Genomic DNA, 12,322 nt, shown 5'->3' on the forward strand with positions numbered 1-12,322 from the left:
TACGCCGCCGGGCGAGGTCACATGTTGCCGACGGATCGGCCCCGGGCTGTCAGGTCATGCCAGCGCGGCGCCGTGCCCGGGCTCAGGCGGCGCGGCGGGCCGCCTCGTACGCCGAGGCGATCTCCAGCAGCCGGCGGTCCGCGCCGTGCGGTGCCACGACCTGGATCCCCACCGGCAGCCCCTCGGGCGTGTGCCCGGCCGGCAGCGAGATGGCCGGGCAGCCGGTGACGCTGATGACGTACGCCGAGCGCATCCAGTCGAGGTAGGTCTCCATCGACCGGCCGTTGATCTCGGTGGGGAACTCCTGGTCCGCGGGGAACGGCGGCACCTGCGAGACCGGCAGCACGAGCACGTCGTACTGCTGGAAGAAGACGCGCATCGTCTCGGCGAGCGCCGTGCGCTGCGTGTAGCCGCGGGCGACGTCGGCGCCGGTCAGGCCTGCCCCGAGGCGGATGTTGTCGGCGAGGGACTGCTTGAAGCCGTCCGGGTGCTCGGCGAGCAGGGGCCCGAGCTTGGCCTGCAGGTGCCACGCGCGCAGCGTGCGGAAGGTGTCGTCGGCCAGGGCCAGGTCGGGGTGGGCGCGAGAGACCTGTGCCCCCTGGTGGGCGATGGTCCGACCGGCCTCCTCCACCACGGCGGCCACGCGGTCGTCGACCTCGAAGGCGCCGCCGAGGTCGATGCTCAGGGCGACCCGGAGGCCGAGCAGGTGTCCGGTCACGGGCGGGGCGAAGACCGAGCCACGGTCCCCGAGGGCCAGCGGGGCGCGCGGGTCCGGACCGGCGAGCACCGAGAGCAGCAGCGCGAGGTCGCCGACGTCGCGCGCCATCGGCCCGGCGACCGACGTCGTCTCCCACTGGTTGTAGAGCGGCCACTCCGGCACCCTGCCGAGCGAGGGCCGCAGGCCCACGACCCCGCAGAACGATGCCGGGTTGCGCAGCGAGCCGCCCATGTCGGACCCCTCGGCCAGGGGCACCATGCCGGACGCCAACGCGCAGGCCGCTCCGCCGCTGGACCCGCCCGCGGAGAAGCGCGGGTCCACCGGGTTGAGGGTGGTGCCGAAGACCCGGTTGAAGGTGTGGGAGCCGGCGGCGAACTCCGGCACGTTGGTCCTGCCGATCACCACGACGCCCGCGCGGCGCACGCGCTCGACCACCAGCTCGTCCCGCTCGGGGACGTGGTCGGCACGCAGCGGGGAGCCGTACGTCGTACGCCAGCCGGCCACGGCGTGGGTGTCCTTGAAGGCGAACGGGAGCCCGTGCAGCGGACCCACCTCGGCACCCGAGGCCAGTGCCTCGTCGGCCGCGGCCGCTCCGGCACGGGCGCGCTCCTCGTCGAGGGAGACGATCGCGTTGAGCTCGCCGTTGCGCTCGGCGATGCGCGCCAGGTGCAGGTCGAGGAGCTCGCGCGCGGAGATCTCGCGCTCGGCGACCGCGGCCGCCATCGCGCGTGCCGACGACGCGACCGTGAGGTCGGTCATCGGCGGCGACCGACGAGGGCGCCGGCCAGCACGCCGGCGAGGACGAGCCCGGCCCCCACCGCCACACCGCGGAGGAAGTCGTCCTGAGACGAGGCGGGAGCGGCGGGCGCCGTGAAGACGGCGCCGACGGCCGGCTCGGCCCCTCCCGCGACCGACGCCGACGACACGGGCGCGGCGACGGACGGGGCGGCTCCGCCGAGGACCGCGTCGACGTTGCCGAAGAACTCGACCGCCATCCGGCGCGACACCGAGGTCAGCATCCGCTGGCCCACTCCCCCGACCATGCCGCCGACCACCGCGTCGGCGTCGTACGTGACCCGGGTGGTGCCGTTGCCCGCGTCGGCGAAGGCGACCGCGATGTCGGCGCCGATCGTGCCGGGCGCCCCGGCACCCTGGAGCACCATCCGCAGGGACCGGTGCTCCTGCAGGTCGTGGAGCCGGCAGGTGCCGGCGTAGGTGCCCTTGATCGCGGCGACGCCCGCCGTGACGGTCAGGTCGTAGGAGTTCTCGCCGGTGGCCTGGAGGCGGGAGCAGCCCGGGATGGTCCTCACCAGCACGGCCGGGTCGAGCAGGGCGTCCCAGACCCGCTCGACGGGGGCGTCCAGGACGTTCTCACCGGCGAACTTCATGGGGTCTCCTTCGACTGGCGCAGGGCGTGCAGCTCGGACGGCGAGATCGGCATCGCCGTGATGGGGAAGCCCTCGGCGTCCTCGATGGCGGCGGCGATCGCGGCCGAGCCCGGGATGACGCCCGCCTCGCCGGCGCCCTTGATGCCGAGGCGGTTGAGGGGGGACGGCGTCTCGAGGTGGTCGATCTCGATCGTGTCGGGGACCTCGGTGACGTAGGGCATCAGGAAGTCCATGAACGACGCGTTGAGCAGCTGTCCGGAGTCGTCGTACTCCATCCGCTCGTAGAGGGCTCCGCCGACGCCCTGGGCCACCCCGCCGTGGATCTGCCCCTCGACGATCATCGGGTTGATGATGCGGCCGCAGTCGTGGACCACCGCGTAGCGCAGGATCCTGACCTCGGCGGTGTCGGGATCTGTCTCGACGATCACCGCGTGCATGCCGGAGGCGAAGGTCGCCCGTTGCGGCGAGTAGAAGTCGCGGGCCTCCAGGCCGGGCTCGTCGTCCTCGGCCACCGGCGGCTTGCCGGGGTCGCCCACGGCGAACTGGGTCGCCGCTTTGGACGCCTCGTCGAACGCGTAGCGCAGCGGGTTGGACAGCACCGCGACCGTGCCCAGCGCGAGGGTCGCGTCCGTGCCGCGCACCTGCACGAGGCCGTCGACGATCTCGAGGTCGGCGACGTCCGCCTCGAGCGCCTCGGCCGCGATGCGCAGCGCCTTCTCCCGGACCGCCTGCGCGGCGAGCTGGACCGCGGAGCCGCTCATCACCGCGGCCCGCGACGCGAAGGTGCCCACGGCGTACGGCATCTTGCGGGTGTCGCCGGACACGACCTCGACGTCCTCGAGCGGGACGCCGAGCTCGTCGGCGACGATCTGGGCGAAGACGGTCGCGTGGCCCTGACCCTGGGTGGTGAGGCCGATGGCGACCTTGACCTTGCCGGAGGTCTCGACGTGGACGTGGGCGCCCTCGTAGGGGCCGACGCCGGTGCCCTCGACGTAGCAGGCGAGGCCGATGCCGATGCGGCGACCCTCCGCCGCTGCTTCGGCCTGCAGCGCCGGGAAGCCGTCCCAGCCGATCAGCGCCTTGAGCTTGTCGAGCGACGCCGGGTAGTCGCCCGAGTCGTACTCGAGCTCGCGACCGTCCTGGAACACCAGCCCGTGGTCGTAGGGGAACTCGTCGGGCTGGATGAAGTTGGCGGCCCGCACCGCGGTGCGGTCGAGCCCGAGCTCCGCGGCGATCGCGTCCATGGTCCGCTCCATGACGAAGCAGCCCTGCGGACGGCCCGCGCCGCGGTAGGGGGTCACCATCACGGTGTTGGTGAACAACGACTCGAACTGCACGCGGTAGGCGCCCGGCTTGTAGGGGCCCAGCAGCTGGGTCGCGGTGATGATCGGCACGATCAGGCCGTACGGCGAGTAGGCGCCGTGGTCGTGCCAGAACGTCACGTCGAGGCCCAGCACCCGACCGTCCTCGTCGAAGCCGACCTCGACGTGGTGCACCTGGCCGCGCTCGTGGGCGGAGGAGATGAAGTGCTCGCGCCGGTCCTCGGTGAACTTCACCGGCCGGCCCAGCGCCCGCGCCGCCATCGGCACGAGGAGCTCCTCGGGCCAGGGGTGGTTGATCTTGACGCCGAACCCGCCCCCCACGTCGGGGGTGATGACGTCGACCTGGGCGAGGTCGAGGCCCAGCCGGGCGGCGACGCACCCGCGCACCCCGGTCGAGGTCTGGGTGGAGCTCCACACCGTGAGCCGGCTCGTGTCGGGGTCCCAGCGGGCGACGACCCCGCGGCCCTCCATCGGCTGGCACGAGCTGCGCTCGATCGTCAGGTCGAGGGAGAGACGGCGCGGCGCGGCGGCGATCGCCGCCGGGGCGTCGCCGTGGTGCTGCTCCATCCGGGCCCCGACGTTGCCCGGCACGTCGTCGTGCACGAGGTGCGTCGCGGCCCGGGCCGCCTCGATGCCGACCACCGCCGGCAGGAAGTCGTAGGTGACCCGGATCCGGTCGACGGCGTCCTCCGCGACGTAGCGGTCGTCGGCGACGACGAAGGCGATCGCCTCGCCGACGTGGTTGACCTCGTCCCTCGCGAGCGCGAACTGGGTGCGGCCGTGGGTGAGCGCCGGGTGCGGGATGAGCAGCGGCAAGGGGTCGGCCATCACGCCGTCGAGGTCCTCGTGGGTCCACACCGCGTGCACGCCCTCGAGGTCGAGGACCGCCGAGACGTCGATGTCGAGGATCCGCGCGTGCGCGTGCGGCGACCGGAGCACGGCCGCGTGCAGGGTGCCCGGCCCGACGAGCACGTCGTCGACGTACCGTCCACGACCGCGCAGGAAGCGCTGGTCCTCGACCCGCGGGACCCTCTCGCCGAAGAGCTTCGTGGTCACGACCCACCGCCCTGGATCTCGGCGGCGCGCAGGACCGCGGCGACGATGTTCTGGTAGCCGGTGCAGCGGCACAGGTTGCCGGCGACCATCTCGCGGGCCTCGTCGCGGGTGGGCGTGGGGTTGTCGCGCAGCCCGGCCGTGATCGTGGTGAGGAAGCCGGGGGTGCAGAACCCGCACTGGAGGCCGTGGCAGTCGGCGAAGGCTTGCTGCACCGGGCCCAGCGAGTCATCGGCCCCGGTGAGGCCCTCCACGGTGGTGATCTCCACGTCCTCCGAGGCCACCGCGAGCATCAGGCAGGAGCGCGCCGGCGCCCCGTCGACCAGCACCGTGCAGGCACCGCAGACGCCGTGCTCGCAGCCCACGTGGGTGCCGGTGAGCCCGCAGTCGTGGCGCAGGGCGTCCGAGAGGAGGCGGCGGGGCTCGACCGAGATGGCGTGCGCGGCGCCGTTGACGCGCAGGGTGACGTCGCGGCGCTGCGTGCCCGAGGTGTCGGTGGTCGGGGTGTCGGTCATCGGGTCAGGCTCCTGGACGACGCGTCGGCGACTGCCGCGGCCACGACGCGTCGGGTCAGCACCCGGACGAGCTGGGCGCGGTAGTCGGCGGTGGCGTGGATGTCGGCCGCGGGCTCGAGCGACGCCAGCGCGGCCTCGCCCGGGTCGCCGCCGCCGGTGACGACGTCGGTGAGGTCGACGACGACCGGGATGTCGCTCACCGACACGAAGCCCGCCCGCACCTCCACGAGCTGCTCGCCCTCACGGCGTACGACGACCGCGACGCCCGCCATGGCGTAGTCACCGTGCCGACGGGCGATCTCCTCGAAGGCGACTCCCCCACCGGCGGGGAGCGCCGGGAAGAACGCCGACGTGGCGACCTCGTCGTGGCCCAGCGACGTCTCCAGCGGCCCGACGAAGAGGTCGGCCGCCTCGACCGTGCGGCGCCCGGCGGGACCCTCCGCGACCACGGAGCCCCCGAGCAGACGCAGGACGACGGGCATCTCGGCCGCCGGGTCCGCGTGCACGATCGAGCCGACCGTCGTCCCGCGGTTGCGGATCGTGGGGTGCGCGACGTGCTGCAGGGCCAGGCGGAGCAGCGGCTGGCAGGCCGCGGCCTCGTCGGAGGAGAGGACGGCGGCGTGCCGCGCGAGCGCTCCGATCGTGACCCCGGCGGCCTCGACGCGGATCGAGTCGAGGTCGGGGATGGCGCCGAGGTCGACGAGGGCGGACGGCGCCGCCAGCCGCATCGAGAGCAGCGGGACCAGCGACTGCCCGCCGGCGAGCACCTTCGCGTCCGGGTCGGCCGCGAGGAGGCTCACGGCCTCCGCGGTCGAGCCCGGCCGGTGGTAGGCGAACGGCGCCGGCTTCACGAGACGTCTACTCCTTGTGGGACGTGGCCTGGCTGACGTGCCCAGTGTCGTCGCCCGCACGCAGGTTGGCCATGTGGTAGAAGACGATGACCAGGATGGTGCCAAGCGCGATGCCGCCCAGCTCGAAGTCGTCGGTGATCTGCAGCGTGACGTTGCCGATGCCGGCGATCAGGCCCGCGGCGAGGCCGACCAGGTTGAGCGGGTTGCCGAAGTCGACGCGGTTCTCCACCCAGATCTTGGCGCCGACGAGGCCGATCATCCCGTAGAGGACGACGGTGATCCCGCCGAGCACCCCGCCCGGTGTCGCGTTGATGACGGCCCCGAACTTCGGGCACAGGCCGAGCAGGATGGCCACCACGGCGGCGACGTAGTAGGCGGCGGTCGAGTAGACGCGCGTGGCGCCCATGACCCCGATGTTCTCGGCGTAGGTCGTCGTCGGCGAGCCGCCGAAGGCGCTGGCGAACGCGGTCGCGAGGCCATCGGCACCGATCGCGCGGCCCATGTAGGGGTCGAGGTCCTCCCCCGTCATCTCGGCGACCGCCTTGACGTGGCCGGTGTTCTCGGCGATCAGCGCGATGACACCGGGCAGGACGAGCAGGACGAAGGTCAGCGAGAAGCTCGGACCGTGGACGACCGACACCCCGTCGGCGAGGTCGCCGCTGGGCAGGCCGACCCAGTCCGCCGCCCGGACCCCGGCGAACGAGACGCGGTCGTGCTCGGTGGCCTCGGTGGCCCCACCGAGCACGGAGGTGATGGGGCCGAGGACCACGTCGGCGAGCCACGAGATCACGAAGCCGAAGATCAGGGCCAGGAAGACGGCGATGCGTGACCAGAAGCCGGGCAGCATCACCGCCGCGGCCACCATGAAGGCCGCGGTGAGGAGGGCCACCCACTGGTCCTGGGGCCAGTAGATGCCGGCCACGACGGGCGCGAGGTTGAAACCGATCAGCATGACCACCGCGCCGGTCACGGCCGGCGGCAGGATGCGGTGGATCCACCGGGCGCCCGCGACGTGGACCAGCACGCCCACCAGGGCGAGCACGAGACCGCCGACCAGGATCGCTCCGGTGACGTCGGAGGAGTCGCCGCCCTGCCCGCGGATCGCGGCCACGCTGGCGACGAACGACGCGCTGGTGCCGAGGTAGCTGGGGACCTTGTTGGCGCAGATCAGCAGGAACATGATCGTGCAGATGCCCGAGAACATGATCGCGAGGTTGGGGTCCAGCCCCATCACCAGCGGGAAGACGAAGGTCGCCCCGAACATCGCGACCACGTGCTGGGCGCCGAGCCCCACGGTCTTGCCCCACGGCAGCCTCTGGTGCGGTGCAACGGCCACTCCCGGCGCCGGGTCCACCACGTCCCACTTGAACATCGACATCTGGGTTTCCCTCCCTGGCACGTGACCTGCAGTCGGGACGACCGCGCGTGTGGCTCCACAAGGTAGTGGCGCCCATCAGACACCCTCACGGGCGAGAACTGCCGAAGGAACGCCGACCGTGGTGGCAGAGGTTGGCGCGATTCCTCAGGGCATCAGGTCGAGGACCCGGAGCGCGACCGCGGCGTCGAGGCGAAGGTGCGGGTCGCTGGAGAGGGGGCCGAGCAGTCTCTCCAGCTTGCCCACGCGATATCTCATGGTGTTGTAGTGGAAGAACTGCAGGCGGGCCGCCTCGGCGACGTTGAAGTTGGTGTCGAGCAGCACCTGCAGCGTCTCGCGCAGGTCGGTGGCCTCCGTGGTCGTCCCGGCCAGGGGGCCCAGCACGTCGCTCGCGAAGGCCTGCAGCTCGGCGGGGTCCGGCACCAGCGCGATCAGCCGGTGCACACCGAGCTCGTCGAAGTGCGTCGTCGAGCCGGGGCCCCGGAGCCGGCGACCGATCTCGACCGACCGACGCGCCTGCGCGTAGGCGCCCGGCAGGTCGGCCCACGACGTCGACGTGCGACTGACGCCGACGGTGAAGGAGCGTCTTCCGCCGCCCTTGTCGCCGGCGACGGCCTCGACCACGCGGCGTACGACCTGCCGGCCGAGGGGTTCCCCGTCGTCCACTGACAGGAGGCACACCACCTCGGAGGAGAAGTCGGCCAGCGGGCTGCCGGCCGCGACCTCGCGGACCACCTGCCGCCAGGCCTGGGCGAAGCGCTGCTGCCACTGGCGGTGCTGCTGGTTGGAGACCGGCTCCTCGTCGGGTGCGGTCGGGTCCATCTCCGCGCAGACCACCACCGCGGGACGGGCCAGGTCCCACCCGTAGGCGGCGAGGTGCTCCTCGACGTACGCCTCGTGGGCGGGCCGCCCGAGGAGCAGGTCACGCAGGAAGTCGGCCTGGTACTTGTTCTCGACCCCCGTGACCGCGTGCTCCCGGGTGATCAGCAGGGCGGCGACGGCCGCCGCGAGCTCGAGGTCGGCGACCTCGGGCCCGGTGAACGGCGCCGCGGTCCGGCAGGCCACCAGGCGGGCCAGGTCCGTGCCCTCGGCGACGACCCGGACCAGCCGGACCTCCCCCGCCCCCAGGGGCGCCGGCGACGAGGCCGCGCGCTCGACGCGGAACCGGCCGCTCGGGTCGGTCCAGTCGCCGTCGGCCAGTGCCGCCTCGACGGGCCCGCCGGTGGCCCCGGCCCGGACCCGGCCGTCGGTCGAGGTGACCAGGATCCCGGCGCCGGTGACCCGGCCGACCTCGGCGGCCACGCTGTCCAGGTCACCGCCGTCGACGACGACGCGGGTGAGGGCCTCGTGGAGGGAGCCGCCCGGGTGGGGGCCTGGGGCTGGCGGGTCAGTGACTATCAAGACTTGCACCTGCTCGCGGGGATCGTTGGCAACACCTCACATCGGCAAACCGTAGTGCCCCCGCCTAGCGTGGACCAGCATGACGGCCGAGCTCCCCGTGAGCGCCTCGCCGCGGCTCCGGGACCGGCTCGCCGCGCTGCCCGACTCGACACCGACCCTCCTGCACCGCGGGGAGCACGCGATCTACCTCGACGTGGAGGGGGCCGGCTGCGTCGGTGTCCTCGGCGCCCGCGCGGCCCTCGTCCCGTGCGGGCTGCGGCTCGCCGGCCCCACGGTGGCGCCCCTGCGGGGCGACCACCTGACCCTCCGCGACGGGGTGCTGCGGATCGACGGGACGGCCCTGCCCGTACGCCGCGTGGTCGACGTCGCGGTCCCGCGCCTCACCGACGCCGCCCGGGTCGCACCCACCACCCCGGTCCGGCTGGCCGAGCTCGAGACCGCGCTCCTGCACCCGCCCCTGCAGCCGGCGCTGCTCGTCGGGCGCGGCAGCGGCCTCACCCCCCTCGGCGACGACGTCGTCTGCGGCTGGGTCGCGATGCACCGCGCCGCCGGCATCGAGACCCCCGACCACGACGCACGGGTCCGGGCCCTCCTGCCGCGCACGACACGGCTCTCCGCCGCGCTGCTGGAGTGCGCGCTGCAGGGCGAGGTGCTCCCCCAGTTCTCGGCGTACGTCTCCGCCCTCGGCACCCCCGGCGAGGAGGCCGCGACCGCGGCCCTCGCCGCGGTCGGGCACACCTCGGGCCTCGGGCTGCTGGCCGGCGCCGTCGCCGCGCGGGAGCACCTCGCCACCACCGGAAGGACGGCCGCATGACCACGTCGACGACCCGCGACCACGTCGAGGTGCGCAAGGGTGCCTACGCCGACTCGGTGGCCCTCCTCCAGCTGAGCCGCACCGTCCAGGGCATCCCCGGCATCGTGACCGCCCAGGTGGCGATGGCGACCCCGCTCAACCTCGAGGTGCTCGCCCAGATGGGCTTCGCCGTCCCGGCCGACGCCACGCCCCAGGAGATGGTCGTCGCCCTCCGCATGGCCGACGACGCCCCCGCCACGGTCGTCGCGGCGGCCGAGGACGCCATCACGACGGCGCTGACCACCCGTGCCCCCTCGACCGCCGCCGGCGTCGCACCGCCGCGCACGACCGCGAGCGCCCTGCGCGGCACCGTCGACGGCGTGGTGCTGGTCTCCGTCCCCGGCGCCAGCGCGCTGGTGGAGGCGATGGACGCCGTCGACGCCGGACGCGACGTGATGGTCTTCAGTGACAACGTGCCCGTCGAGCAGGAGGTCGCGCTCAAGCGGGCCGCCGCAGCGCGCGATGTGCTCGTGATGGGGCCCGACTGCGGCACCGCGGTCGTCGGAGGTCTCGGCCTCGGCTTCGCCAACGCGACATCGCCCGGACCAGTGGGCCTCGTGGCCGCGTCCGGCACGGGCTGCCAGCAGCTGCTGTGCCTGCTCGACCACGCCAGTGTCGGGGTGAGCCACGCCCTGGGCGTCGGCGGTCGCGACCTCTCCGCCCCGGTGGGTGGGCTCTCCACCCGGGCAGCGCTGGCCCGCCTCGACGCGGACCCGTCCGTCGAGCTGATCGTGCTCGTCTCCAAGCCGCCCGCCGCCGGGGTCGCGGCCGAGATCGAGGCGTACGCCGCGGGGCTCGACACCCCGGTCGAGCTCGCGTTCCTGGGGCCGGGACGCCCCGACCTGACCGCAGCCGCCGAGTCGGCGCTGCGCCGCCTGGGCGCGGACGTGCCCGCGTGGCCCGTGCACCTCCCGACGCACCCCCGAGCCTCCGGGGGCGGTCACCTGCGCGGGCTCTTCGTCGGCGGCACCCTCTGCGACGAGGCCATGCTGGTCGCCGGCGCCGCGCTCGGCCCCATCCGGAGCAACATCCCGCTCTCCCCCGACCTCGCGCTCGGGCCCGACCTGACCGCCGACACGCACACGATGGTCGACTTCGGGGACGACGCCCTCACGGCCGGCCGGGCCCACCCGATGATCGACCCGACGCTGCGGCTCGAGCAGCTCGCCCGGACCGCGGCCGACCCGTCGACGGGGGTGCTCCTCCTCGACGTGGTCCTCGGCCACGGGGCCGAGCCGGACCCGGCGGCCCGGCTCGCACCGGCGCTCGCGGAGGTGGCCCAGCCCGTGGTCGTCGCCGTCGTCGGCACCGCCCACGATCCCCAGGACCTCGACCGGCAGGTGCGAGCGCTCGTGGGCGCCGGCGCCGAGGTGCACCTCTCCAACGCCGCGGCCACCCGGCGCGCGGTCGCCCTGACGATCGGTGACCCCGAATGAGCACCCCTCCCTCGCACGTGGTCGGCGTCGGCGCCGACCTCCTCGCAGACGCCGTCGAGGGACAGGCCGTCCCGGTCACCCGCGTCGACTGGCGCCCGCCGATGGCGGGCACCGAGGCGGATCTCGCCACCGTCGCCACCGACCCGCGGCGCAGGGAGGCCAACGACGGCGCGCTCGCCGCGATGCTCGCCACCTCGGCCACCCTCGTCGACGTCGGTCCGGCCTCCGAGGTGCTGGGCCTCGAGCGCGGCCAGTTCCTGCACGCCGGGCCGCCGATCGGCTGGGACCGCACCTCCGGTCCGCTCCGCGGTGCGTTGATGGCCGGAGCCGCGCTCGAGGGCCTGGTGGACGATCCCGAGGACGCCGTCGCGCTCTTCGAGGGCGGCGACGGGGTCAGCCTCGAGCCCTGCCACCACCGGGCCACGGTGGGGCCGATGGCCGGCGTGGTCACCCCGTCGATGTGGATGTTCGTGCTCGAGGACCCGGCCACCGGCCGGCGCACGCACTGCTCGCTCAACGAGGGCCTCGGCAAGGTGCTGCGGTACGGCGCCTACAGCCCGGACGTGCTCGAGCGGTTGCGCTGGATGTCCGCGGTGCTGGGCCCGCTGCTGCGGACTGCCGTCCGGGCCAGCGACCCCGTCGACGTCACGGGCATCCTCACCCAGATGCTCCAGATGGGCGACGAGGCCCACAACCGCAACCGCGCCGGCACCCTGATGCTCCTGCGCGACCTCGCGCCCGCGATGGCGACCAGCGGTGCCGACCACGCCAACGTCGCCGCCTCGCTGCGCTTCATCGGCGGCAACGACCACTTCTTCCTCAACCTCGCGATGCCCGCCTGCAAGCTGGCCCTCGACGCCGCCCGCGACATCGACGGCGCGACGATGGTCGTCGCGATGGCCCGCAACGGCACCGACTTCGGCATCCAGGTCTCCGGCACCGGCGACGAGTGGTTCACCGGACCCGCGCAGGTGGCCGACGGCCTCTTCCTCGGTGACTACGGCCCCGACGACGCCAACCCCGACATCGGCGACTCGGCGATCACCGAGACGGCCGGCATCGGCGGCTTCGCGATGGCGACCGCGCCGGCCATCGTGCGCCTCGTCGGCGGGACCGTCCCCGACGCCCTCGCGACGACGCGGCGCATGCACGAGATCACCCTGGGCGAGAACCCCCGCTGGACCGTGCCCGTGCTGGACTTCCAGGGAGTCCCCAGCGGCATCGACGTCACCCGCGTCTGCCGGACCGGCATCCTGCCGCAGATCAACACCGGGATGGCAGGCAAGCGGGCCGGTGTCGGCCAGGTCGGCGCCGGGCTGGTCACCCCTCCGGCGGAGATCTTCCCCGCGGCGCTGGCGGCCCTCGCGGCGCGCGTGCCGCGCTGACGTCGTACCGCCCACCGATGGGTGA

At 74.0% G+C, this 12,322-nt stretch carries 10 protein-coding genes; 3 read left to right on the forward strand and 7 right to left on the reverse strand.

Going from position 1 to position 12,322, the window contains the following annotated elements:
- Positions 1-82: 82 nt before the first annotated feature.
- The 7 genes from DAE25_RS21535 to DAE25_RS21565 form a co-directional block, all read right to left on the reverse strand.
- The gene (locus tag DAE25_RS21535) at positions 83-1,477 is read right to left on the reverse strand and encodes an amidase (RefSeq protein WP_107768214.1); all 1,395 of its coding nucleotides are present in this window, start codon (positions 1,475-1,477) and stop codon (positions 83-85) included.
- Positions 1,474-2,106: an SRPBCC family protein gene (locus tag DAE25_RS21540; RefSeq protein WP_107768216.1), complete on the reverse strand. Its 633-nt coding sequence runs from the start codon at positions 2,104-2,106 to the stop codon at positions 1,474-1,476. The genes DAE25_RS21535 and DAE25_RS21540 overlap by 4 nt, the downstream gene beginning before the upstream one ends.
- The gene (gene cutA, locus DAE25_RS21545; protein WP_107768218.1) at positions 2,103-4,484 is read right to left on the reverse strand and encodes an aerobic carbon-monoxide dehydrogenase large subunit; all 2,382 of its coding nucleotides are present in this window, start codon (positions 4,482-4,484) and stop codon (positions 2,103-2,105) included. The genes DAE25_RS21540 and cutA overlap by 4 nt, the downstream gene beginning before the upstream one ends.
- Positions 4,481-4,996, reverse strand: coding sequence for a (2Fe-2S)-binding protein (locus DAE25_RS21550; protein ID WP_107768220.1), 516 nt, complete (start codon positions 4,994-4,996; stop codon positions 4,481-4,483). The genes cutA and DAE25_RS21550 overlap by 4 nt, the downstream gene beginning before the upstream one ends.
- Positions 4,993-5,847 (reverse strand): FAD binding domain-containing protein, encoded by an 855-nt coding sequence (locus DAE25_RS21555; protein ID WP_107768222.1) that lies wholly within the window; start codon positions 5,845-5,847, stop codon positions 4,993-4,995. The genes DAE25_RS21550 and DAE25_RS21555 overlap by 4 nt, the downstream gene beginning before the upstream one ends.
- Positions 5,848-5,854: 7 nt before the next feature.
- Positions 5,855-7,225 (reverse strand): uracil-xanthine permease family protein, encoded by a 1,371-nt coding sequence (locus tag DAE25_RS21560; RefSeq protein ID WP_199907719.1) that lies wholly within the window; start codon positions 7,223-7,225, stop codon positions 5,855-5,857.
- A 144-nt stretch (positions 7,226-7,369) separates the two neighbouring features.
- Positions 7,370-8,623, reverse strand: a complete 1,254-nt coding sequence (locus DAE25_RS21565; RefSeq protein WP_107768224.1) for a PucR family transcriptional regulator — start codon at positions 8,621-8,623, stop codon at positions 7,370-7,372.
- Between the two features lie 79 nt (positions 8,624-8,702).
- Between DAE25_RS21565 and DAE25_RS21570 the strand changes: the two genes are divergently transcribed.
- The 3 genes from DAE25_RS21570 to DAE25_RS21580 are packed head-to-tail and all read left to right on the forward strand — an operon-like array spanning position 8,703 to position 12,297.
- The gene (locus DAE25_RS21570; RefSeq protein WP_107768226.1) at positions 8,703-9,437 is read left to right on the forward strand and encodes an oxamate carbamoyltransferase subunit AllH family protein; all 735 of its coding nucleotides are present in this window, start codon (positions 8,703-8,705) and stop codon (positions 9,435-9,437) included.
- Positions 9,434-10,912 (forward strand): FdrA family protein, encoded by a 1,479-nt coding sequence (locus DAE25_RS21575; RefSeq protein ID WP_107768228.1) that lies wholly within the window; start codon positions 9,434-9,436, stop codon positions 10,910-10,912. Before DAE25_RS21570 ends, DAE25_RS21575 begins: the two co-directional genes overlap by 4 nt.
- Positions 10,909-12,297: a YlbE family protein gene (locus tag DAE25_RS21580; RefSeq protein WP_107768236.1), complete on the forward strand. Its 1,389-nt coding sequence runs from the start codon at positions 10,909-10,911 to the stop codon at positions 12,295-12,297. The genes DAE25_RS21575 and DAE25_RS21580 overlap by 4 nt, the downstream gene beginning before the upstream one ends.
- Positions 12,298-12,322 lie beyond the last annotated feature (25 nt).

It is taken from the genome of Nocardioides terrigena (assembly GCF_003047265.1).
In the GTDB taxonomy this organism is placed as follows: domain Bacteria; phylum Actinomycetota; class Actinomycetes; order Propionibacteriales; family Nocardioidaceae; genus Nocardioides; species Nocardioides terrigena.